The sequence below is a fragment of the Cellulomonas persica genome (assembly GCF_007989825.1).
Taxonomy (GTDB): Bacteria; Actinomycetota; Actinomycetes; order Actinomycetales; family Cellulomonadaceae; genus Cellulomonas; species Cellulomonas persica.
This window is the reverse complement of record NZ_BJUA01000002.1, coordinates 199,220-222,704: the sequence shown is the minus strand read 5'-3', so window position 1 is coordinate 222,704 and position 23,485 is coordinate 199,220. Positions and strand designations below refer to the sequence as shown.

Annotated in this window: 20 protein-coding genes; 8 read left to right on the top strand and 12 right to left on the bottom strand. The window is 71.3% G+C overall.

All coding sequences use genetic code 11. The features are described 5' to 3' along the window. Positions 1-44 precede the first annotated feature (44 nt). A complete protein-coding gene (locus tag CPE01_RS02800; protein ID WP_146805122.1) occupies positions 45-329 on the top strand; it encodes a YciI family protein in 285 nt (94 codons plus the stop codon). A 4-nt stretch (positions 330-333) separates the two neighbouring features. On the opposite strand, the gene CPE01_RS02795 is transcribed toward CPE01_RS02800, so the two are convergent. The 7 genes from CPE01_RS02795 to CPE01_RS02765 form a co-directional block, all read right to left on the bottom strand. Then, positions 334-1,335 carry a TerC family protein gene (locus CPE01_RS02795; protein WP_146805121.1) on the bottom strand — a complete coding sequence of 334 codons (1,002 nt, stop codon included), beginning with the start codon at positions 1,333-1,335 and terminating at the stop codon, positions 334-336. A 1-nt stretch (position 1,336) separates the two neighbouring features. Further along, positions 1,337-2,347, bottom strand: a complete 1,011-nt coding sequence (locus tag CPE01_RS02790; RefSeq protein ID WP_146805120.1) for a TerC family protein — start codon at positions 2,345-2,347, stop codon at positions 1,337-1,339. Between the two features lie 264 nt (positions 2,348-2,611). Then, positions 2,612-4,717, bottom strand: a complete 2,106-nt coding sequence (gene uvrB / locus CPE01_RS02785) for an excinuclease ABC subunit UvrB (RefSeq protein WP_146805119.1) — start codon at positions 4,715-4,717, stop codon at positions 2,612-2,614. A 112-nt stretch (positions 4,718-4,829) separates the two neighbouring features. Beyond that, the gene (locus CPE01_RS02780; RefSeq protein ID WP_146805118.1) at positions 4,830-5,246 is read right to left on the bottom strand and encodes a hypothetical protein; all 417 of its coding nucleotides are present in this window, start codon (positions 5,244-5,246) and stop codon (positions 4,830-4,832) included. Positions 5,247-5,534: 288 nt separating this feature from the next. Beyond that, a complete protein-coding gene (coaE, locus tag CPE01_RS02775; RefSeq protein WP_146805117.1) occupies positions 5,535-6,179 on the bottom strand; it encodes a dephospho-CoA kinase in 645 nt (214 codons plus the stop codon). 178 nt (positions 6,180-6,357) lie between these two features. After that, the gene (rpsA, locus tag CPE01_RS02770) at positions 6,358-7,836 is read right to left on the bottom strand and encodes a 30S ribosomal protein S1 (RefSeq protein ID WP_146805116.1); all 1,479 of its coding nucleotides are present in this window, start codon (positions 7,834-7,836) and stop codon (positions 6,358-6,360) included. Between the two features lie 235 nt (positions 7,837-8,071). Then, positions 8,072-9,097, bottom strand: a complete 1,026-nt coding sequence (locus CPE01_RS02765; RefSeq protein ID WP_146805115.1) for a 6-phosphofructokinase — start codon at positions 9,095-9,097, stop codon at positions 8,072-8,074. A 142-nt stretch (positions 9,098-9,239) separates the two neighbouring features. Between CPE01_RS02765 and CPE01_RS02760 the strand changes: the two genes are divergently transcribed. Further along, positions 9,240-10,073 carry a class I SAM-dependent methyltransferase gene (locus CPE01_RS02760; protein ID WP_146805114.1) on the top strand — a complete coding sequence of 278 codons (834 nt, stop codon included), beginning with the start codon at positions 9,240-9,242 and terminating at the stop codon, positions 10,071-10,073. Positions 10,074-10,148: 75 nt separating this feature from the next. Here CPE01_RS02760 and CPE01_RS02755 read toward each other — a convergent pair whose 3' ends face one another. The 3 genes from CPE01_RS02755 to polA all read right to left on the bottom strand — a co-directional run bounded on the left by CPE01_RS02755 (position 10,149) and on the right by polA (position 15,126). Beyond that, positions 10,149-11,807 (bottom strand): monocarboxylic acid transporter, encoded by a 1,659-nt coding sequence (locus tag CPE01_RS02755; protein WP_146805113.1) that lies wholly within the window; start codon positions 11,805-11,807, stop codon positions 10,149-10,151. Next, on the bottom strand, positions 11,804-12,157 hold the full coding sequence (locus CPE01_RS02750; RefSeq protein ID WP_146805112.1) for a DUF485 domain-containing protein: 354 nt from the start codon (positions 12,155-12,157) through the stop codon (positions 11,804-11,806). Before CPE01_RS02750 ends, CPE01_RS02755 begins: the two co-directional genes overlap by 4 nt. 218 nt (positions 12,158-12,375) lie before the next feature. After that, the gene (gene polA, locus CPE01_RS02745) at positions 12,376-15,126 is read right to left on the bottom strand and encodes a DNA polymerase I (protein ID WP_146805111.1); all 2,751 of its coding nucleotides are present in this window, start codon (positions 15,124-15,126) and stop codon (positions 12,376-12,378) included. Between polA and CPE01_RS02740 the strand changes: the two genes are divergently transcribed. Beyond that, the gene (locus CPE01_RS02740; protein ID WP_146805110.1) at positions 15,125-15,538 is read left to right on the top strand and encodes a PaaI family thioesterase; all 414 of its coding nucleotides are present in this window, start codon (positions 15,125-15,127) and stop codon (positions 15,536-15,538) included. The genes polA and CPE01_RS02740 overlap by 2 nt on opposite strands. Here the strand turns inward: CPE01_RS02740 and CPE01_RS02735 are convergent. Next, on the bottom strand, positions 15,522-16,190 hold the full coding sequence (locus CPE01_RS02735) for a GNAT family N-acetyltransferase (RefSeq protein ID WP_246783688.1): 669 nt from the start codon (positions 16,188-16,190) through the stop codon (positions 15,522-15,524). The two genes, CPE01_RS02740 and CPE01_RS02735, sit on opposite strands and share 17 nt — an antisense overlap. A 549-nt stretch (positions 16,191-16,739) precedes the next feature. Here CPE01_RS02735 and CPE01_RS02730 point away from each other — a divergent pair. From CPE01_RS02730 to CPE01_RS02715, 4 genes are read left to right on the top strand one after another with little or no spacing between them, the layout of a single operon-like run. After that, entirely contained in the window at positions 16,740-18,110 is a 1,371-nt protein-coding gene (locus CPE01_RS02730) for a branched-chain amino acid ABC transporter permease (protein WP_146805108.1), read from the top strand. Positions 18,111-18,126: 16 nt separating this feature from the next. Beyond that, complete coding sequence (locus CPE01_RS02725) at positions 18,127-19,113, top strand: branched-chain amino acid ABC transporter permease (protein ID WP_146805107.1); 987 nt, start codon at positions 18,127-18,129, stop codon at positions 19,111-19,113. Next, entirely contained in the window at positions 19,103-20,074 is a 972-nt protein-coding gene (locus tag CPE01_RS02720) for an ABC transporter ATP-binding protein (protein WP_146805106.1), read from the top strand. Before CPE01_RS02725 ends, CPE01_RS02720 begins: the two co-directional genes overlap by 11 nt. 23 nt (positions 20,075-20,097) lie before the next feature. Continuing rightward, positions 20,098-20,904, top strand: coding sequence for an ABC transporter ATP-binding protein (locus CPE01_RS02715; protein WP_371861974.1), 807 nt, complete (start codon positions 20,098-20,100; stop codon positions 20,902-20,904). 184 nt (positions 20,905-21,088) lie between these two features. Here CPE01_RS02715 and CPE01_RS02710 read toward each other — a convergent pair whose 3' ends face one another. After that, complete coding sequence (locus CPE01_RS02710) at positions 21,089-22,396, bottom strand: ABC transporter substrate-binding protein (protein ID WP_146805104.1); 1,308 nt, start codon at positions 22,394-22,396, stop codon at positions 21,089-21,091. A 247-nt stretch (positions 22,397-22,643) separates the two neighbouring features. On the opposite strand from CPE01_RS02710, the gene CPE01_RS02705 reads away from it, so the two are divergent. Then, the gene (locus CPE01_RS02705) at positions 22,644-23,423 is read left to right on the top strand and encodes an endonuclease/exonuclease/phosphatase family protein (protein WP_146805103.1); all 780 of its coding nucleotides are present in this window, start codon (positions 22,644-22,646) and stop codon (positions 23,421-23,423) included. Positions 23,424-23,485 lie beyond the last annotated feature (62 nt).

The window sequence follows — 23,485 nt, the reverse complement described above, 5'->3', positions numbered from 1 at the left end:
GGTCGTCGCAGCCGGGACGGCGCACCGTCGGGCAGGATGGGCGCATGCCCACGTATGCCGTCCAGTACACGTACGACGAGCGCGCCGATGTCCGCGACGCCGTCCGACCCGCGCACCGCGCCTACCTCGCGGGTCTCGCCGCGACCGGTCTGCTCCGCGGCTCCGGGCCGTACGTGGGCGGCGCCCCCGGTGCGCTGCTCGTCTTCTCGGCGCCCGACGAGGACGCGCTGCAGGCGCTGCTCGCGGACGACCCGTTCCACCTCGAGGGCCTGATCACCGCGACCGAGGTCCGCGAGTGGGACGTCGTCCTGGGGCCCTGGGCGGGCTGAGACCTCAGACCGGGGCGTCGGTCAGCGCGGCGCGCTCGTCGCGGCGCGACTTCGCGAGGCTCGCGAGAGCGGTGGTCCCGAGGATCACGACGATCGCGAGCAGCGACGCCCAGATCGGGATCTCGGGCGCCCACGAGATCGGCTCGCCACCGTTGATGAACGGCACCTCGTTCTCGTGCATCGCCTCGAGCACGAGCTTGACGCCGATGAACCCGAGCAGCACCGCGAGGCCGTAGCTGAGGTAGACGAGCCGCGCGAGCAGGTCGCCGAGCAGGAAGTAGAGCTGGCGCAGACCCATCAGCGCGAACAGGTTCGCCATCATGATGAGGTACGGCTCGCTCGTGAGCCCGAACAGCGCGGGGATCGAGTCGAACGCGAACAGCAGGTCGGTCGCGCCGAGCGCGACGAGGACGATGAGCATGGGCGTGATCAGTCGACGGCCGTTCTCGACGACCGTGAGCCGCACCCCGTGGTACTGCGACGTCGAGGGGAACCAGCGCTCCACGAGCCGCAGCAGGAGCGGCGGGTGGAACTCCTCGGCCTCGTCCTCCGCGCCCTGCCGGCCGACCTTCCACCCCGTCCACACCAGGAACGCTCCGAACAGGTAGAAGACCCAGCTGAACGTGCTGACGATCGCCGCGCCCGCCAGGATGAACGCCGTCCGGAAGACCAGCGCGAGCACGATGCCGACGAGCAGCGCGGTCTGCTGGTAGGGCCGCGGCACGGCGAACCGCGCCATGATCAGCATGAAGACGAAGAGGTTGTCGACCGAGAGCGAGTACTCGGTCAGCCAGCCCGCGAAGAACTCCCCCGCGTACTGCCCGCCGGCCGTGGCCCACACGCCCAGGCCGAACGCGATCGCGAGTCCCACGTAGCCCGCGAGGTGCCGCAGGCACTCCGCAGTGCTCGGCACGTGCGGGCGGCGGCCGACGACGGCGATGTCGACCGCGAGGAGCGTGACGACCACCGCGATCGAGACGCCCCACACCAGCAACGAGACGTCCATGTCACTCCTCCACGGCGGCGACGGCCCGCTCGGAACGCCGGTCGCCGCGGGTCTTGACGAGGCTCGCCACGGTGGCGATCGCGAGGGTTCCGAGGATCACGGTCAACGAGAGCCAGATCGGGATCTCGGGCGCCCACTCGACGTGCTCGCCGCCGTTGATGAAGGGCAGCTCGTTGGTGTGCATCGCGTGCAGCACGAGCTTGATGCCGATGAAGCCGAGGATCACCGCAAGGCCCTGCGAGAGGTACACGAGGCGCTCGAGCAGCCCGCCGATCAGGAAGTACAGCTGACGCAGGCCGAGCAGGGCGAACGCGTTCGCCGTGAACACGATGTAGGGCTCGGACGTCAGGCCGTAGATCGCGGGGATCGAGTCGAGCGCGAACAGGATGTCCGTCGAGCCGATCGCGACCATGACCAGGAGCATCGGGGTCAGCACGCGTCGCCCGTCGACCCGCACGGTCAGGCGGTCGTCGTGGTACACGTCCGTCGTCGGCAGCACGCGGCGGACGAACCGCACGAGCACGCCGTTGCCGGTGTCGTCGTCGGGCGTCTCGTCCCCGTGGTCGCGCGCGAGCTTGATGCCTGTGTAGACCAGGAACGCGCCGAAGACGTAGAAGACCCACGACCACTGCTCGATCGCGGCCGCGCCCAGCAGGATGAAGATCGTGCGGAGCACGAGCGCGATCGCGACGCCGACCAGCAGCACCTTCTGCTGGAAGGCACGCGGGACCGCGAACCTCGTCATGATGATGAGGAAGACGAACAGGTTGTCGACCGACAGGCTCTTCTCGGTCACGTAGCCGGCGAAGTACTCCGCCCCGTGGTCCCAGCCGGCGACGACGCCGAGCCCCACGCCGAAGACGAGCGCGAGCGCGATGTAGACGGTCGACCACCACGCCGACTCGCGGAACGTCGGTTCGTGCGGGGTGCGCACATGGGCGTAGAAGTCGAACACGATGAGTCCGACGACGGCGACGCCGGTCAGCGCCCACACAAGCACAGGGACATCCATGGAGTACTCCTCCGGTACGAGATGCACGTCAGTACCGAAGGTCTCCCCCGCCCGCTGACCCGGGCCGACCGCACCGGGCTGCCGCCGCCCGGAGTCCGGTCCGGGGACCGGGTGCTCCAGCCGGCGAGGTCCGTGATGACGACGCGGCCGATTGTGGGGTACTCCCCTTCACCGACGGTCATCGTATGCGACGAACGACCACGCTGCCGCGCGCCGTGCCGCAGATCACGCCGTCCGCTCGGGCCGGCCCCCGCGGGACGTGCGCTACGCCGTCGCCGCCTGCATCTGACGGAGCTCCTTCTTGAGCCCGGAGATCTCGTCGCGCAGCCGCGCGGCGAGCTCGAACTGCAGCTCGGCCGCCGCTCCGTGCATCTGCTCCGTCAGGTCCTGGATGAGCGTCGCCAGCTCGCCCGCCGCCGCGCCGGTCAGCCGGGTACGTTCGTCCGTCGCCGTCGCGCGCGAGCCGAACCCGGGCACGGGTGCCTTGCCGCGGCTCGTCTGCCGTCCGCCGCCGCCGAGCAGCTCGGCCGTGTCGGCGTCCTCCCGCGCGAGCAGGTCGGTGATGTCTCCGATCTTCTTGCGCAGCGGCTGCGGGTCGATGCCGTGGGCCGTGTTGTACGCGACCTGCTTCTCGCGGCGTCGGGCGGTCTCCTCGATGGCGAGCTGCATCGCGGGCGTGATCTTGTCCGCGTACATGTGGACCTGGCCCGAGACGTTGCGCGCCGCACGCCCGATCGTCTGGATGAGCGACTTCCCCGAGCGCAGGAAGCCCTCCTTGTCGGCGTCCAGGATCGCGACGAGGGACACCTCGGGCAGGTCGAGCCCCTCACGCAGCAGGTTGATCCCGACGAGGACGTCGTACTCGCCCAGCCGCAGCTCGCGGAGCAGCTCGACGCGTCGCAGGGTGTCGACCTCGGAGTGCAGGTAGCGCACCCGCACACCCTTCTCGAGGAAGTAGTCGGTCAGGTCCTCGGCCATCTTCTTGGTCAGCGTCGTCACGAGCACGCGCTCGTCACGGTCGACCCGGTCCCGGATCTCGCCCAGCAGGTCGTCGATCTGGCCCTTGGTCGGCTTGACCACGACCTCCGGGTCGACCAGCCCGGTCGGCCGGATGATCTGCTCGACCACTCCGTCCGCCATCGACAGCTCGTAGTCGCCGGGAGTGGCCGACAGGTACACGGTCTGCCCGATGCGCTCGACGAACTCCTCCCAGCGCAGCGGCCGGTTGTCCGTCGCGCTCGGCAGGCGGAAGCCGTGGTCGACGAGCGAGCGCTTGCGCGACATGTCGCCCTCGAACATCGCGCCGATCTGCGGCACGGTGACGTGTGACTCGTCGATCACGAGCAGGAAGTCCTCCGGGAAGAAGTCCAGCAGCGTGTTCGGGGCGGAGCCGGGCGCACGGCCGTCGATGTGCCGCGAGTAGTTCTCGATCCCCGAGCACGAGCCGACCTGCCGCATGAGCTCGATGTCGTACGTCGTGCGCATCCGCAGACGCTGGGCCTCCAGCAGCTTGCCCTGGCGTTCGAGCTCGGCGAGACGCTCCTCGAGCTCCGCCTCGATCCCGCTGATCGCCCGCTCCATGCGCTCGGGTCCCGCCACGTAGTGCGTCGCGGGGAAGATCATCATCTCGGTCTCCGCGCGCAGCACCTCACCCGTGAGCGGGTGCAGCGTGGCGATCGCCTCGATCTCGTCGCCGAAGAACTCGATCCGGACCGCGAGCTCCTCGTACTTCGGGATGATCTCGACGGTGTCCCCGCGGACGCGGAACGTGCCGCGCGTGAACGCCATGTCGTTGCGGGTGTACTGCATCTGCACGAAGCGGCGCAGGAGCTGGTCGCGGTCGACCTGCTCACCCACGCGCAGCGTGACCATGCGGTCGACGTACTCCTGCGGCGTCCCCAGGCCGTAGATGCACGACACCGACGCGACCACGACCACGTCCCGTCGCGTCAGCAGCGACGACGTCGCCGAGTGGCGCAGCCGCTCGACCTCGTCGTTGATCGACGAGTCCTTCTCGATGTAGGTGTCCGTCTGCGCGATGTACGCCTCGGGCTGGTAGTAGTCGTAGTACGAGACGAAGTACTCGACGGCGTTGTTCGGCAGCAGCTCGCGGAACTCGTTGGCGAGCTGCGCCGCGAGCGTCTTGTTCGGCGCCATGACCAGGGTCGGGCGCTGCACCTGCTCGATCAGCCAGGCGGTCGTCGCCGACTTCCCGGTACCCGTGGCGCCGAGCAGCACCACGTCCTTCTCGCCGGCGTTCAGGCGCGCGGCGAGCTGGGCGATCGCCTCGGGCTGGTCACCCGACGGCGTGTACTCGGAGACGACCTGGAACGGTGCGACGGTGCGCTGGAGCTCCGTGACTGGACGCATGTCACCACGGTACGTCGGACCACCGACACACCCGCTCCCGACGAGGATCAGCGGCCTTCAGGGAGCGCGTCGGCAGCCGACGGCGCTCCCCGGCGTCACGCCTCGCCCGGGGTCACTCCTTGCCGTCGACGACCGTGACGATCGCGTTCGGGTCCTCGCGCACGACGGCCGTGACGAACCAGTCCATGAAGTCCGTGTACGCACGGAAACCGAGCAGCTTGCGCTTCGCCTCGGGGACGAGCGAGGCGAGCCCGCCCTCCTTCGTCCGGAAGAACGTGATCGCCGTCCGCGCCGTCGTCCGGCCGACCGCCCGGTCGGTCTTCGTGTCGAAGCGCAGCAGCTCCGAGCCGTCGAGGTGGTCGCGCAGCGAGAAGGTCGTCGAGTGCGGCGTGCGCGTCTCGACCCGGAACCGGCCCGAGGCGTCGTCCGTGGCCGTCGAGGCCTTCTCGGCGAGCTCGAGCATGCGGCCCTCGGACAGCAGTGTGGATGCGACCGAGACCGACGCCCTCGTCTGAATGGGCTTGACCATCGCTCGAACCTCCTTGTCGCGGCGACCCCGTCGGCACCGGCTTGTGAGACGTCTATCGGTAGGACAGGCGTCCAGGTTGAGCCCCCTGCGGCGTCGGGGCGGTTCGTCCCTTGCCTGGAGGGGACATTAGCGATAGGGCGGCACGGAGGGAATGCCCTGGAAGCGGTACATGGAGCCGCCCGTTACGCCGTTCGGAGGGTGCCGCACCGGCCGGCGACGGACGTCCACCGGGACGCGGCACTGCGCTCGGCGGGCTGCTGCGCCGACGGCGTCGTCGTCCGCACCGCGTCAGCCGTGCTGCGCGTCGGCCTGCTCGGCCTGGCTCTCCTGCGTCCGCTCGTCGCACAGGCGGTCCCACAGGTCGTCCACCTGCGCGCGCAGGTCGGCATCCGTGCCCGACCCGTCGAGCACGACGTCCGCCGCGGCCAGGCGGGCCTCGTCGCTCGCCTGCGCGGCGACGCGCGCCTCCGCCGCCGCGCGTTCCATGCCCCGCAGACGCACCAGCCGTTCGACCCGCAGCAGCGCGGGTGCGTGCACCACGACGACGAGGTGGAACGTGTCGGCCTGGCCGGTCTCCACGAGGAGAGGGATGTCGTGGACGACCACCGCGCCCGGGTCCGCCGTCGCCGCGGCGGCTTCGCGCTCCGCGCCGAGCCGGCGGACGACGGGGTGGACGATTGCCTCGAGCGCACGTCGCCGGTCGGCGTCGGCGAAGACGAGCGACGCCATCGCCGCGCGGTCGAGCGCCCCGTCCGCGTCGAGCACGCCCTCGCCGAACGCCTCGACCACGGCGGCGAGGCCCGCCGATCCCGGGGCCACCGCCTCGCGCGCGAGCACGTCGGAGTCGATCACCACCGCACCGAGCTCGGAGAGCCGCTGGGCGGCCACCGACTTGCCCGCCGCGATGCCGCCTGTCAGGCCGATCCGTTGCATGCCCCCATCCTGCCCGCCGGTGCCGTGCCGCGCTCCCGCTCGACGTGCCGCTCGGCGTGCGGCCGCGCACTCCCGGAGCCGGGGCCGGAGAACGCACGGCGGGCCGGCCACCCGAAGGTGACCGGCCCGCCGTGGTCCGGATGCCCGGGAGCAGTCGCTCCCGATCACCCGGTGTGGATCAGTTGCCCGTGAGCTTCTCGCGCAGCGCGGCGAGGGCCTCGTCGGACGCGAGCGTCCCCGTGGCCTCGTCGGTCGACGACGAGTAGGACGACGGCACCGCGCCGCCGGCGGCCGGAGCCGACTCGGACGTCGCAGCCTCGGCGTCGGCCTTCGCAGCCTCGGCGACCTGCTTGCGGTGGGCCTCCCAGCGCTCGTGAGCGGCCGCGTACTGGGCCTCCCACGCCTCGCGCTGAGCCTCGAAGCCCTCGAGCCACTCGTTCGTGGCCGGGTCGAAGCCCTCGGGGTACTTGTAGTTGCCCTGCTCGTCGTACTCGGCCGCCATGCCGTACAGCGCGGGGTCGAAGTCCTCCGACTCGGGGTCGAAGCCCTCGTTCGCCTGCTTGAGCGACAGCGAGATGCGGCGGCGCTCCAGGTCGATGTCGATGACCTTGACGAACACGTCGTCGCCGACCTGGACGACCTGCTCGGGGATCTCGACGTGGCGCACGGCCAGCTCCGAGATGTGGACCAGGCCCTCGATGCCGTCCTCGACGCGCACGAACGCACCGAACGGGACGAGCTTGGTGACCTTGCCGGGGACGACCTGGCCGATGGCGTGCGTCCGGGCGAACGCCTGCCACGGGTCCTCCTGCGTCGCCTTCAGCGACAGCGAGACACGCTCGCGGTCGAAGTCGACGTCCAGGACCTCGACCGTGACCTCCTGGCCGACCTCGACGACCTCGGACGGGTGGTCGATGTGCTTCCAGGACAGCTCGGAGACGTGCACGAGCCCGTCCACGCCACCCAGGTCGACGAACGCACCGAAGTTGACGATCGACGAGACGACACCGGGGCGCACCTGGCCCTTCTGCAGCGTCTGCAGGAAGGTGGAGCGGACCTCGGACTGCGTCTGCTCGAGCCACGCGCGGCGCGACAGGACCACGTTGTTGCGGTTCTTGTCGAGCTCGATGATCTTGGCCTCGATCTCCTTGCCCACGTACGGGCCGAGGTCGCGGACGCGACGCATCTCGACGAGCGAGGCGGGCAGGAAGCCGCGCAGACCGATGTCGAGGATGAGGCCGCCCTTGACGACCTCGATGACGGTGCCGGTGACGACGCCGTCCTCCTCCTTGATCTTCTCGATCGTGCCCCACGCGCGCTCGTACTGCGCCCGCTTCTTGGACAGGATCAGCCGGCCTTCCTTGTCCTCCTTCTGGAGGACCAGGGCCTCGACCTCGTCGCCGACCTTGACGACCTCGCCGGGGTCCACGTCGTGCTTGATGGACAGCTCGCGGGAGGGGATGACGCCCTCGGTCTTGTAACCGATGTCCAGCAGGACCTCGTCGCGGTCGACCTTGACGACGACGCCCTCGACGATGTCGCCGTCGTTGAAGTACTTGATGGTGGCGTCGATCGCGGCGAGGAGGTCCTCAGCCGTGCCGATGTCGTTGATCGCGACCTGCGGCGTGGCGGGCTTCGCGGGGGTGGAGATGCTCATGTAGTGGTGGGCTCCGATGCGGACAGGAAGTAGTTCGTACAGGGACGGCGGGCACGCCTCCACGAGGTTTCACGTCAGGAGTGTTCTCGAGGTTCACGGCGGCCCGACGAGTCGCCGTGAGACGAGCTCGTGCGGGCACGCGAGAAAGAAGGCGCGCGGCACCGCCGTCCACCCTAACGGTGGACGGCGGAGTGGGTCAAAGGCCGGGCGTCGGCGACGACGCGGCCCGCGAGGCTCACGCCAGGGCGCTCGCGACCTGGAGCAGCTCGGCCGGGACGTGCTTGACCTTCCCGGCGACCTCCGCGAGCGGGACGAGCTCGACGCGGTCGCCGCGCAGGGCAGTCATCACGCTCGAGCGGCCCTGCGTCACCGCGTCGATCGCGGCGACGCCGAACCGGCTGCCGAGGATGCGGTCGGTGGGCGTCGGCGTGCCGCCGCGCTGGACGTGGCCCAGCACCGTGACGCGCGTGTCGAAGCCCGTGCGCTTCTCGATCTCGGCCTTGAGCCGCTCGCCGATGGCGCCCGCGACGATCTCGCCGAACTTGCCGACCTGCGTCTCGTAGTGCATCGCCGTGCCCTCGGCCGGGACGGCGCCCTCGGCGACGACCACGATCGAGAAGCTCGCGTGCGCACGGTGGCGGTGCTTGAGGAACTTCTCGATCTTCTCGATGTCGAAGGGCGCCTCGGGCGCGAGGACGATCTCGGCCCCGCCCGCGATGCCCGCGGTCGCCGCGATCCAGCCCGCGTGCCGGCCCATGACCTCGACGATCATCACACGGTTGTGGCTCTCGGCCGTGGTGTGGATCCGGTCGACGGCCTCGGTCGCGACCGTCACCGCGGTGTCGAACCCGATCGACTGGTCGGTCCCCCACACGTCGTTGTCGATCGTCTTGGGGATCGCGACGATCTTGACGCCCGCCTCGGCGATCTTGCTCGCCGCGTGCAGGGTGCCGTCACCGCCGATGCAGATGAGCGCCTCGAGACGCTCCGCCTCGAGCGTCGCGAGCACCGCGTCGATGCCGCCGTCGCTCGCGTGCGGGTGGAACCGGGCCGTGCCGAGCAGCGTCCCGCCGACCGGCAGGACGTTGCGGATGTGCTGACGCGACAGCGGCAGGACGTCGCCGTCCACGACCCCGCGCCAGCCGTTGCGGAAGCCCACGATCTGGTGGCCGTACTCTCCCTCGCCGCGCTTGACGACGGCACGTATGGCCGCGTTCAGCCCGGGGACGTCGCCACCACCGGTGAGCAGACCGACTCGCACGCGTGAGCTCCTTCATCGAACGACAGGGGGGGCCGGCGCGCATCGTCGGGCGTCCGTGCCGTCAGCCTATCCGCGTGCCCGCGCACGCCGCGGTCCTTCCGTCCCGGGTCGGGGTGTCGCCGCGCTCCGCCACACTGGTGGCATGGTGCACGACGCGTCCGAGCGCAGGGCTGACCAGGACCGGGGAGCCGAGGACCTGGCCGAGGTGGCGTTCCGGCACGTCGCTGACGACGGGACCGCCGCACGCCGCTGGTGGGACGCGAACGCTGCCGAGTACCTCGACGAGCACGGCGACTTCCTGGGTCCGGCCGACTTCGTGTGGTGCCCCGAGCACCTGCGGGAGGCCGACGCCCGCCTGCTCGGCGACGTCGCCGGCGCGCGCGTCCTCGAGGTCGGCGCCGGAGCCGCGCAGTGCAGCCGGTGGCTCGCGACGCAGGGGGCGCTGGTCGTCGCGAGCGACCTGTCGGAGCAGATGCTGGCCGCGGGACGCGGGTACGACGAGGCGGCAGGCGTGCGCGTGCCCACGGTCGTCGCCGACGCGCGTCGGCTGCCGTTCCCCGACGCGACGTTCGACGCCGTCTTCACGGCGTTCGGCGCGATCCCGTTCGTCCCCGACGCCGCGGCCGTGCACGCCGAGGCGGCGCGCGTCCTCCGGCCAGGGGGACGCTGGGTGTGCGCGGTGACCCACCCGGTGCGGTGGGCCTTCCCGGACGACCCCGAGGGCCTGACCGCGATCCGCTCGTACTTCGACCGGCGGCCGTACGTCGAGCTCGGCGCGTCCGGCGCGGTGCTGTACGCCGAGTACCACCGCACGCTGGGCGACCACGTGGCGGACATCGTCGGTGCCGGCCTCGTGCTCGACCGCGTCGTGGAACCCGAGTGGCCCGCCGGGCACGACCGGACGTGGGGCGGCTGGGGTCCGGTCCGCGGCGCGCTGCTGCCGGGCACGGCGATCTTCGTCGCGCACCGGCCCTGAGCCCGCGCACCGGCGCTGAGCCCGCGCGGCGGGCGACCCGTCCGACCGGGCCGCCCGCCGCACGTGCTGCACCGGTCAGTGCACGGTCGCCTTCTCGGCGCCCGCGCCGGTGAGCGAGCGCACCTCCATCTCCGCGAACTTCTCCGGGTGCGGCTTCTCGCGGCTGATCAGGGTCCCGACGATGCCGAGCACGAAGGCCAGCGGGATCGAGATCAGCCCGGGGTTCTCGAGCCCGATCAGGTGGAAGTCGATCGACGTGTCTCGGATCATCGACAGGCTGTCCCCCGTCACGGGATCGACCTTGCCCGACACGACGGGCGAGAACACGATGAGCACGATGCACGAGATCAGGCCGCCGTACATGCTCCACAGGGCGCCCGAGGTGTTGAACCGCTTCCAGAAGAGCGAGTAGAGGATCGTCGGCAGGTTCGCGCTCGCCGCGACCGCGAACGCCAGCGCCACCAGGAACGCGACGTTCTGCCCGTTCGCGAAGATCCCCCCGATGATCGCGAGCAGACCGATCGCGACCACCGTGATGCGGGCGACACGCACCTCGCCGTCGGGCCGGATCTGGCCCTTCTTGATGACGTTGGCGTAGATGTCGTGCGCGAACGACGTCGCGGCGGTGATCGTCAGTCCCGCGACGACCGCGAGGATCGTCGCGAACGCCACGGCGGAGATCACGCCGAGGAGGATCGTCCCGCCGAGCTCGTACGCGAGCAGCGGCGCCGCCGAGTTCACGCCGCCCGGTGCTCCCTTGATCACGTCCGGTCCGACGAGCGCACCGGCGCCGTAGCCGAGCACGAGCGTGAACAGGTAGAAGATCCCGATCAGCCAGATGGCCCAGACCACCGAGCGGCGCGCCTCCTTCGCCGAGGGCACCGTGTAGAAGCGCATGAGCACGTGCGGCAGCCCCGCGGTGCCGAGCACGAGCGCGAGCGCCAGGGACAGGAAGTTCAGCTGGCTCAGCGCGGACGCGCCGTACTGCTTGCCCGGGCCGATCAGCGCCTCCCCGCCCTCACCCGCGGCGTCGACGGCACCCTGGATGACCGCCGACAGGCTGAAGCCGAACTTGGCCAGCACCCACAGGGTCATGACGCCGGCGCCGAGGATGAGCAGGACGGCCTTGATGATCTGCACCCACGTGGTGCCCTTCATGCCGCCGACGAGGACGTACAGGATCATGAGCGCGCCGACGACGGCGATGACCACGCCCTGCGCCGCGGTGCCCGAGATGCCGAGCAGCAGCGCGACGAGGCCACCGGCGCCGGCCATCTGGGCGAGCAGGTAGAAGAAGACGACCGTGAGCGTCGAGAGCGCCGCCGCCATGCGCACGGGGCGTTCCTTGAGCCGGAACGACAGCACGTCCGCCATGGTGAACCGGCCGGTGTTGCGCAACAGCTCGGCGACGAGCAGGAGCGCGACGAGCCAGGCGACGAGGAAGCCGATCGAGTACAGGAAGCCGTCGTACCCGTTGATCGCGATCGCTCCGCAGATCCCGAGGAAGGACGCGGCGGACAGGTAGTCGCCCGCGATCGCCGTGCCGTTCTGCGGCCCGGTGAAGGACCGGCCCGCGGCGTAGTAGTCGGCCGCGGTCTTGTTGTTGCGCGACGCCCGGAACACGATCACGAGCGTCACGAGGACGAACAGCGCGAAGATCCCGATGTTGACCGCGGGCTCGCCCACCTGCTCGGTCGTGGCGGCGAGCACGACGCCCTCGGCGCGGGCGCTCATGCGAGCTCACCGCCGCCCAGCTCGCCGTCCTCGATCTTGGCCCGCAGCTCGTCGGCCACGGGGTCCTGCCGGTCGTTGGCCCAGCGCGCGTAGATCATGGTGATCGCGAACGTCGACACGAACTGGCCGAGCCCGAACAGCAGGCCGACCGTGATGTTGCCCCACACCTTCGTGGACATGAAGTCGTGCGCGTAGTTCGCCAGCAGGACGTATACGAAGTACCAGACCAGGAACAGCGCCGTCATGGGGAAGACGAAGCGGCGGAACCTGCTGCGTAGGGCCTGGAACTCCGGACTGGCCTGCACCACCTGGTACGGCGTCTGGGGTGGTTCGTTGAGCGTCTCGGACACGTTGCGTCTCCTCCCGCATGGACGGAGGCATGATTGCCACCGGCAGCGAGTGTGACCCAGAACACACGATCTCGCTCGCAACACACCGCAAACCGCCCGACACTCGACGGGGCGTCAGGGCTCCCGTCCCGCGTGGTGGACGACCACGCACGGGGCGCGGGCCAGGCGTGTCGCCTCGGCCCGCGCCCTGTCGGTACGCCAGGGTGGCTGTCGCGGGGCTAGTGGCCGGCCTCGTGCCAGCTCGCGCCGCTGCCGACGCTCACGTCGAGCGGGACGTCCAGGCGACCGCCCGGGAGCGCCGCGTCGGCGTCCGCCATCTTCTCGCGGACGAGCTGCTCGACCTCGTCGCGCTCGCCGGGCGCGACCTCGAGCACGAGCTCGTCATGCACCTGCAGGAGCATGCGTGACGTCAGGCCCCGGCGACGCAGCTCGCGGTCGACCCCCAGCATCGCCAGCTTGATGAGGTCGGCCGCGCTGCCCTGGATCGGCGCGTTGAGCGCCATGCGCTCGGCCGCCTCGCGGCGCTGCCGGTTGTCGCTCGTGAGGTCCGGCAGGTAGCGACGACGGTCGAGCACGGTGGCCGTGTATCCCGTCGCACGCGCCGTGTCGACGACGCCCGTCAGGTAGTCGCGCACGCCGCCGAACCGCTCGAAGTAGTCCTCCATGAGCGTGGCAGCCTCGGACCGCTCGATCGACAGCTGCTGCGACAGGCCGAACGCCGAGAGCCCGTACGCCAGGCCGTAGGACATCGCCTTGATCTTGGACCGCTGCGCGGCCGTGACCTGGTCGGTCGGGACGCCGAACACCCGGGAGCCGACGTAGCTGTGCAGGTCCTCGCCCGAGCGGAACGCCGCGATCAACCCCTCGTCGCCCGACAGGTGAGCCATGATGCGCATCTCGATCTGGGAGTAGTCCGCCGTCAGCAGCGTCTCGTAGCCCGGGCCGACCACGAACGCGCGCCGGATCTGCCGTCCCGCCTCCGTGCGGATCGGGATGTTCTGCAGGTTCGGGTCCGTCGACGACAGGCGGCCCGTCGCCGCGATCGTCTGCTGGAACGTGGTGTGGATCCGCCCGTCCGGCGCGATCGAGCGCTGCAGCCCCTCGACCGTCTGCCGCAGCCGGATCGCGTCGCGGTGTGCGAGCAGGTGCTCGAGGAACGGGTGCTGCGTGCGCGCGAACAGGTCGGTGAGCGCGGCCGCGTCCGTCGTGTAGCCCGTCTTGATCCGCTTCGTCTTGGGCATCTGGAGCTGGTCGAACAGGACCTCCTGCAGCTGCTTGGGCGAGCCGAGGTTGACCTCGCGCCCGATCACCGCGAACGCCTCGTCCGCGGCACGCGTCACCTGCGCGTCGAACGACCGCTCGAGCTCGCGCAGGCGCTCGGCGTCGACCTGGATCCCCGTGGCCTCGACGCGGACCAGCACGTCCTGCAGGGGCAGCTCGACGTCGGACAGCAGGTGCGCGGCGCCGCGGTCGGCGACCTCGGAGGCGAGCACGTCGGCGAGGTCGCGCACCGCGGCGGCGCGCACCGCGGCGCGACGGTCCTCGCCCGTGCCGTCCAGCTCCAGGTCGAGAGCTCCCTGCGCGCCGTCGGCGGCATCGTCCTCGCCGAGCTCGCGGTGCAGGTACCCGATCGCGAGGTCGGGCAGGTCGTACGCGCGGCGGTCCGGCTGGCAGAGGTACGCGGCCAGCTCCGTGTCGTCGACCACGCCCGCGAGGGCCAGTCCGCGGCCCCGCAGCGCGTGCGCCGCGACCTTGGCCCCGTGCACGACCTTGCCGGCCGCCGGGTCGGCGAGCCACGCCGCCAGGGCCTGCTCGTCGACGGGGGCGACCTGCGCGAGATCCACGACGACGGCCCGCCCGTCCGCGTCGGCGACCGCGAGACCCCACGCGTCCCCGCCGGACGGTGCGCCGTTGCCCCGCACGTCCAGGCCGAGCACCGCGCCGGACCGCGCCGCGAGCCACGGCCCGAGCGCACCCTCCGCGAGCTCGTCCAGCTCGAGCGCGGCCGCCGCGACCGCGACCGCGGCGACGCTCGACTGCTCGGGGAGCATCGCGAACAGCCGGTCCCGCAACGTGCGGAACTCGAGCTCGTCGAGGATGGTGTGCAGCGCCTGGCGGTCCCACTCGCGCACCTCGAGGTCCTCGGGGCCCACGGGCAGCTCGAGGTCGGTCACGAGCTGGTTGAGCTCGCGGTTGAGCTGGACCTGGGCGAGGTTCTCGCGCAGCGACTCCCCCGCCTTGCCGGTGATCCGGTCCGCGGCGGCGACGACCCCGGCGAGGTCGCCGTGCTGCGTGAGCCACTTCGCGGCCGTCTTGGGCCCGACGCCCGGCACGCCCGGGAGGTTGTCGGACGTCTCGCCGACGAGCGCGGCGAGGTCGCTGTAGCGCTCGGGCGGCACGCCGTACTTGGCGGTCACCGCCTCGGGCGTCATGCGCGCGAGCTCGGAGACGCCGCGGACGGGGTAGAGCACCGTGACGTCGTCGCGCACGAGCTGGAACGAGTCCCGGTCCCCCGAGCAGATCAGCACCTGCATGCCCTGCGCGCGTGCCTGCTCGGTGAGCGTGGCCAGCACGTCGTCCGCCTCGTACCGCTCCTTGGTGATGACGGGGATGTGCAGCGGCTCGAGCACGCGCCGGATCACGTCGACCTGGCCGCGGAACGGCTCGGGCGTGGCGTCCCGGGTGCCCTTGTAGGCCTCGTAGCGCTCGGTGCGGAACGTCGTACGTCCCAGGTCGAATGCGACGGCGACGTGAGTCGGCTGCTCGTCGCGCAGCAGGTTCGCGAGCATCGAGGTGAAGCCGAACACCGCGTTCGTCGGCTGACCCGACGACGTCGCAAAGTTCTCCACCGGGAGGGCGAAGAACGCGCGGTACGCCATCGAGTGGCCGTCGATGAGCAGGAGGCGGGCGGGTCCGGCGGGACGGGCGGCTGGCTGTTCGTCGCTCACGGGTGCCAACCTATCTGCCATGTCCGACACTCCTGCGCTCGCACCCGACCCCCGCCTCGCCGAGCGGGGCACCCTCATCGAACGTCTGGGGATCGAGGTGACCGAGCTCTCGGCGGAGCGCGCGGTGGCGACGATGCCGGTCGAGGGCAACACGCAGCCGTTCGGGCTGCTGCACGGCGGCGCGACGGCAGCGCTCGCCGAGACGCTGGGCTCCTACGCCGCCGTCGTGCACGCGGGACCCGGGCGGACGGCCGTCGGCATCGAGCTGAGCGCGACGCACCACCGGTCGGCCCGGGCGGGCGTCGTCACCGGGACGGCACGCGCCGTGCACCTCGGACGGAGCCTGGCGACCTACGACGTCGTGATCGAGGACCAGTCCGGGAGGCGGCTGTGCACCGCCCGGCTGACCTGCATGCTCATCGACGCCCGGTGAGCGGGACGCTGCGCACCACGCCGACCGCGCGGTCGATCCGCAGGCCGACGCCCGTGCCCGCCTGGTCCGCCTCCGACGGCTGACGCGCCGCGCGCGCCTGACGGCGACGCGCGATGAGGTCCTCGAGGCCGCGCGACGACGGGCGGCGCACCGCGACGCTCGCCGCGCCGTGGTCGTGCTGGAGCCGGCGCTGCAGGGCTGCCGTCCCGGCGACCCGGAAGGCCGCGGCGGGAGCGAAACCGAGCCGCGCGAGGAAGCGCTGCATGCCGCGCGCACCGGGCAGCGGGGCGGCGTACACCTCGGCGGCGCCGTTCTGCTCGGCGACGCCCGCGGCGTGGGCCAGGAGGGTGTGGCCGAGCCCACGACGACGCGCCGTGCCCAGGACGTAGATGGCCTCGAGCGCCAGCGAGGTCCCGTCGGCGAACAGGCTCGGGCCGACGAGTCGACCGAGCAGCAGGCCCGCGGGCTGGTCGTCGAGCGTCCCCACGAGCACGATGCCGCCGTCGACCGCGAGGAGCGCTCCCAGCTGCCGCCGCAGCCGGTCGGTGTCGTCGGTGCAGAGCTGAGCTCCGGTCCCGGCCTCCTTGCGCGCCTCGAGGCACAGGTGGACGAGGTCGTCGAGGTCTTCGGGCAGCGCAGCTCGTGCTTGCACTCCGGGACGCACGGTCGTGTACCTCCGGCGGATGAGGGGGCTCCGGACTCCGGCACGCCTCGCTGCCCACGACGGCGCCGACGTCGATCATGGCCCACACCGGGCTGCTGTGCCTAGTCCTGCCTCAGCGCTGCGACCCGCAGGTCCGCGCGACACGCCGAGCATCGGTACGATCCGGGCGCGTCTGTGACATCGGGCGACGATACGTCCGATCGTGCGACATGCAACCTACCTCTGGGCAACCCGAAACGAGACGGACACAATCAGTGCCTAACGTCGGCCCGGCTCGCGTCCGTACCGACCGGTAGCCCCGCACGGTGCACGTCCGGACGCAGTGTCGCGCCGGTCGCGCCACCCGTTCGGGAGCAGGACGCGGCGACAGCACGGAGCACGGAACGAAGCGGAACGACGACGAGCTGACACGCAGGACCACCGCCTGATCCCCGGGACGGTGTTGCGAGCACAGGACGGAGGTCCTCGGTGAGCGCTCTCGCCCATCCAGGACGAGCACCGAGCACGACTCGAGGCCAGGCCACGGCATCGCTGCGCATGCGGAGGGGTACGGGAGCGGTCACGCTCCTCGTCGCCGCGCTGATCGCGGTCGTGCTGCAGGCGTGGCCCGCGCACGCGGCTGCCTCGCAACCGTGCACGCCGGACGCGACGACCGGCTGCGTCACGGGCACCGTCAAGACGGCGGAGGGCCAGCCGGCCGCCGGCGTCTCGATCACGGTCGAGGGAGCTGGTGGGTCGAGCACCGTGACCACCGGCGACGACGGGGTCTGGTCCGTACCCGTGACCGCCGCGGGCGAGTACACCGTCACGATCGACCCGGCGACCCTGCCCGAGGGCGAGCAGCTGCGCGACCCGTCCGCGACGACGCGCACCGTCAAGGTGCTCCTGAACTCGCAGTCCCGCGCGCTGTTCCCGCTCGGAGAACCGACCGGCGCTGCGCCGTCGGCGGAGCCCACGCAGGGTGCCACGACAGCACCGACGACCGACCGGCCCTCCGGCGGCGACTCGTCCGCCACCGGAGGGGTCTCGGGCAAGCGCGTCATGCAGCAGCTCGCGAACGGCCTCGTGTTCGGCCTGCTGCTCGCCCTCGCGTCGGTCGGCCTGTCCCTGATCTACGGCACGACCGGGCTCAGCAGCTTCGCGCACGGTGAGCAGGTCACGCTCGGCGCGATCCTCGCCTACACGTTCGTGCAGGTCGTCGGGATGGACCTGTGGCTCGCCGCGATCCTGGCGACGCTCTGCGGCGCGGCCTCGGGATGGCTGCAGGACGCGGGCATCTGGCGGCCGCTGCGGCGCCGCAGGGTCGGGCTGACCCAGCAGATGATCGTCACGATCGGTCTGTCGATGGTGCTGCAGTACCTCTTCCAGTTCCTGCTCGGCGGCGGCCGGTTGCGGATCGACACGACGAACCCGAAGCCCGTGGCGATCGGCCCCGTGACGCTCACCGTGCAGAGCCTGCTCTCGGCCGGCATCGCCGCGGCCGTGCTCGCGGCGGCGGCGGTCTTCCTGCTCTACACGCGCACCGGCCGCGCCACGCGCGCGGTCTCCGACAACCCCGCCCTCGCGGCAGCCTCGGGCATCGGGGTGGAGCGCGTGATCCGCATCGTCTGGACCGGGGCCGCCGGGCTCGCCGCGCTCGGTGGCGTGCTCGTCGGCCTGTACTTCCAGTCCACCGCCTGGAACATGGGCGGGACCGTGCTGCTGCTGATGTTCGCGGCCGTGACGCTCGGCGGTCTCGGCACCGCGTGGGGCGCCCTGGCCGGCTCGCTCGTGATCGGCGTGGTCGCCGAGATGTCGAGCCTCGTCATCCCGTCGGACATGAAGTACGCCGGCGCGCTGCTCATCCTCATCCTCGTCCTCCTCGTGCGACCGCAGGGCATCCTCGGTCGCCGGGACCGGATCGGCTGAGGCCAGGAGGGACACCATGGACTGGACCCGGATCCTCACCAACGTCGCCGGCGAGGCGTTCGCACCCGCGACCGCCGCCTACGCGCTCGCGGCGATCGGCCTCAACATCCACTTCGGCATGACGGGACTGCTCAACTTCGGGCAGGCGGGCTTCATGCTGCTCGGCGCCTACGCCTACGCGATCACCGCGATCGCCGGCTGGCCGTTCTTCGCCTCCGTGATCGCCGCCATGGTCGCGGCGGTCCTGTTCGGCATCCTGCTCGGCATCCCGACGCTCAAGCTGCGCGGCGACTACCTGTCGATCGTCACGATCGCGGCCGCGGAGATCGTGCGCATCATCAGCCGTTCGACGTCGCTCACCTCGCTCACCGGCGGCAACTCCGGCCTGTCCGGCGGCGACGGCTACAAGGAGTCGTTCGAGTCGCTCTGCCCGTTCCCGGACGGCTCGACGACGCTCTGGCTCTGGACGTACCCGAACTGCACGTCGAACTCGTGGTGGCTGCGCCTCGTCGCGTGGGTCGCGGTCGCGATCGGCTGCCTGCTCGTGTGGCGCTGGATGCGCAGCCCGTGGGGTCGCGTGCTCAAGGGCATCCGCGAGGACGAGGACGCCGTGCGGGCGCTCGGCAAGAACGTCTACGGCTACAAGATGCAGGCGCTCGTCCTCGGCGGCATCGGTGGTGCGATCGCCGGCATCTTCTACACGCTCCCGACGTCGGTCCAGGCCGACGCGATGGGACGTACGACGACCTTCAACATCTGGACGATCCTGCTGCTCGGCGGCGCCGCGACGGTGTTCGGGCCCGTCCTGGGCTCGGTGCTGCTGTGGACGGTGTTCATGCTCGTCAAGAGCATCCTGCGGGACGCCGAGCTGTCGTTCATCACCAGCACGCAGTCCGAGGCGTTCTCCTGGATGCTCGTCGGACTGACCCTCATGCTCCTCGTGATCTTCCGACCACAAGGAGTCCTCGGCGACAAGAAGGAGCTGGCGATCGATGTCCGCTGAGACTCCCCCGACGCCCGCCCCCGACGCGCGCGTGGGCGGCGCGGGCGTGGTGCCTCGCGAGCGCATCGCGAAGGACCTCGCGGCGGTGCCGCGCGTGCCCGGCGCGCCCAAGCCCGACCCGATCATCGTCGCCGACGGCGTCCGCCGGAGCTTCGGCGGGATCAACGCGGTCGACGTCGAGCACCTCGAGGTGCAGCGTGGCGCGATCACGGCCCTGATCGGCCCGAACGGCGCGGGCAAGACCACGCTGTTCAACCTGCTAACCGGGTTCGACAAGGCGGACGTCGGCGAGTGGTCGTTCGAAGGCCGCCCCGTGCACGGCCGCACCGCGGCGCGCATGGCGTCCGCCGGGATGGTCCGCACGTTCCAGCTCACCAAGGCGCTGTCGCGCATGACGGTGATCGACAACATGCGGCTCGGTGCCACCGGCCAGCGCGGCGAGAACCTGCTCGCGTCGCTCCTGCCGTCCGTGTGGCGCTCGCAGGAGGCCGCGATCACGGCGCGTGCCTACGAGCTGCTCGAGCGGTTCAAGCTCGACACCAAGGCCGACGACTTCGCGGGGAGCCTGTCCGGCGGGCAGCGCAAGCTCCTCGAGATGGCGCGTGCCCTCATGACGCACCCCACGATGGTCATGCTCGACGAGCCGATGGCCGGCGTGAACCCAGCGCTCACGCAGTCGCTGCTCGGCCACATCACGGGCCTGCGCGACGAGGGAATGACCGTGCTGTTCGTCGAGCACGACATGCACATGGTCCGCCACATCTCCGACTGGGTCGTCGTCATGGCGGAGGGCCGGATCGTCGCCGAGGGCCCGCCCGAGACGATCATGCAGGACCAGGCGGTCGTCGACGCCTACCTGGGTGCGCACCACGACACGGACCTCGGTGACGACCGCCTGCTCGAGGACGACGTCGTCGAGCAGTACGAGGCAGAGGCCGAGGCCGAGGAGGCGACGCAGTGACGACGCAGACCACGTCACCCGAGGTGCACCGCGGAGCGCCCGACGGAGAGCCTCTGCTCGATGCTCGCGACCTCTACGCGGGTTATCTGCCCGGCGTCGACATCCTCAACGGCTGCAACCTCGTGCTGCACCCCGGTGAGCTCGTCGGGATCATCGGCCCGAACGGCGCCGGCAAGTCGACGCTGCTCAAGGCGCTGTTCGGCCTCGTCCCGATCCGCGCGGGGTCGGTGACGCTCGGCGGCGACGACATCACCAACCAGCGCGCGGACAAGCTCGTGCGCCGCGGGGTCGGGTTCGTACCGCAGACCAACAACGTGTTCCCCTCGCTCACCATCGAGGAGAACCTGCAGATGGGGATCTTCCAGGACCACAAGCGCTTCGCGGAGCGGTTCGAGTTCGTCACGGACATCTTCCCCGCCCTGGCGGAGCGCCGCCGTCAGCGGGCCGGCTCGCTGTCGGGAGGTGAGCGCCAGATGGTCGCGATGGGTCGCGCGCTCATGATGGAGCCGTCGGTGCTGCTGCTCGACGAGCCGTCGGCCGGCCTGTCCCCCGTCCGGCAGGACGAGGCGTTCCTGCGCACCCGCAAGATCAACAAGGCGGGCGTGTCGATCGTCATCGTCGAGCAGAACGCCCGGCGCTGCCTGCAGATCTGCGACCGCGCCTACGTGCTCGACCAGGGCCGCAACGCCTACTCCGGTCCCGGGCGCGAGCTCATGCACGACCCCAAGGTGATCCAGCTGTACCTGGGGACTCTCGCGACGGACGTCGAGGCCGCGGCGAAGGACCCCGCAGCCACGGACGCCCGGACGCAGGACGCACCGGAGGCCTGACCTCACACGACGAGGGGCCCGGGGACGCATCAGCGGCCCGGGCCCCTCTGGCGTACCCGCCGCGTCCGCCGCCCGACCGGAGCGGCACACACGCCCCCGTGTGCCCGGTCCGTCCCCCGGACGCGCGTCGGCCCCGGTGGTCACCAGGGACCACCGGGGCCGACGTCGTCAGCTCAGCGGACGATCACTCGGTGACGGAGCCCTCGACCGCCTTCTGCCAGGTGTAGGTGTTGTCGTCGTTGTACTGGAAGATCCCGATGAACGCCGACGACGGGTCGTTGTCGGCGTTGAACGGACCAGCACCCGACGCCGCCTTGTAGTCGATGTCCTCACCCTTCGCGATGAGGTCGGCGCACTCCTTGAAGCCCTCGCACTCCGTGCCGCCGTCGGCGCCCGAGACGGCCGCCATGTTCTTCTGGATCGTCGCGCCGTCGACGCCACCGCCCTTGAGCGCGGCGAGCGCGATGAGGATGGCCGCGTCGTACGACTCGGGGCCGTACGCGTAGTCCTTCAGGTCGGGGTCGACCGTGAGCATGCGCTCCTTGAAGGAGTCGTCCGGGTAGGCGCCGGGCGTGGTGCCCTGAGTCGTCCACGCGGCGAGCGTGCCGGCCTCGAAGTCCTTCGAGTAGTCGGCCGTGTTGCCGTCGACCATGTAGACGCGGCCCTGGTAGCCGGCCGCGACGAGCTCGGGGACGATCGACTTCGTCTGCTCGAACGCGATGATGGCGATGCCGTCGGGCGCCGCACCGCCGTTGGACGTCATGACGCCCGCGACCGGGTCGGCGAACGACGAGGCGGTCGGGTCGAACTCCTCGCCCTGGTTGCCGTACGTCACCGTGACACCGGCGCCCTCGACCGTCTCCTTGACGACGTCGCGCAGCGACGTGCCGTACTCCTCGTTGAAGACCAGGACGCCGAGGTTCTCGATGCCGTCCTCGACGATCAGGTTGCCGAGCGCCGATCCCTGCACCGTGTCCGGGGGTGCGGTGCGGAAGTAGAACGGGCTGTAGCCGGACAGGCTCGTCGCCGTGTTGGCGGGCGAGACCATGACGACCTCGGCGTTGGTGATGTCGTCGACGACGAGCTGCGTCACGGACGACGAGGCGGCACCGATGACCGCCTGGACGCCCTGGCTCTGGAGGTCGGTCCACGACTGCGGCGCGACGTCCGCGTGGTCGGCGTCCGAGGAGTCGGCGTGCTTGACGACGACGTCCTCTCCGTTGATGCCGCCGTTCTCGTTGATCTCCTTCACCGCGAGGTCCACACCGGCGATCTCGGGCGGGCCGAGGAAGGCGAGCGAACCCGTCTGCGGCAGGAGCGTGCCGATGACCAGCGCGCCGCCCTCACCGCCGCCCGAGCCGGAGGCCTCGGTGCTGGCGGCGGCGTCGGGGGTCTCGTCGTCGGACGAGCCGCTGTCGCCACAGGCGGTCAGGACCAGCGCGACCGCGCCGGCGAGAGCCGCGGCCTTCATCGCGTGATGAGAACGAACCATGGGCGTTCAACCTCTCCGTGAGGGGTGCGTCCCGGGGCCCGAGGGATCGGTACCCGGTGCAAACGTGACGCGACGGTAACCATCGTTTGTATCCGGGATGTATCCGCCAAGATCGTCCGACGCTTCGTTGCCAACCTGTGATGAAACCGCTCACCCGAAAGGGCCTGTTCGCTGGCTGAGACGTGTGCTTCCGACCCGGGAGACGGTCCGAGGCGCCTGCCGAGCGTCGCCGCGCCACAATCGACGCATGCGTCTGGTGACCTTCAACGTGCAGCACGGCCGCGTCTCCGGCTCACGTCGGGTGGACGTCGCACGGTTCGCGGACGCGGTCCGTGCCCTCGACGCCGACGTCCTCGCGCTCCAGGAGGTCGACCACCGCCAGCTGCGCTCGAGCCGTGCCGACCTGACCGCGGTCGCGGCCGAGGCGATGGGCGCGGCCGACGCGCGTCTGGCGGTGACGCTGCGCGGTCCGGTCGGGCTGTGGCGTGAGCCGAGGCACGACGAGGCCCCGAGCGGGCCTGCGTACGGGGTCGCCCTCCTCACGCGCTACCCGGTCGCGGCGTGGCGCACGGTGCGGCTCCCCCGGCGTCGCGGGGTCACGTGGGCACACCGGTCCGGCCGGCGGCTGCCCCGGCCGATCCACGACCACCCCCGGGCGGCCGTGGTCGCCACGCTCGACACGCCGGACGGCCCGCTCACCGCGGTCTGCGCGCACCTGTCGTTCATGTCCGGGCAGAACGCGGCGCAGGCGCGCCACCTCGTCGACGCGGTCGTCGACCTGCCGCGCCCGCTCGTCGTCCTGGGCGACCTCAACCTCGGGCCGACGACCGCGGCGCGCGTCACCGGGCTGACCTCGCTCGCGGATGCGCTCACGTACCCCGTGCACGCGCCGACGTCGCAGATCGACCACGTGCTCGCCGACGGCCCCGTCGCCGCGACCGGCCCGGCGCGGTCCGTCGCGACCGGGGTGTCGGACCACCGGGCGCTCGTCGTCGACGTCGAGCTGACCGCGCCCACGCACGACTGAGCCCCCGCCGCCTCCGGTCGAGGACCGGGGCGGACGGGGGCTCAGGAGCCGTGCGGCTCGGG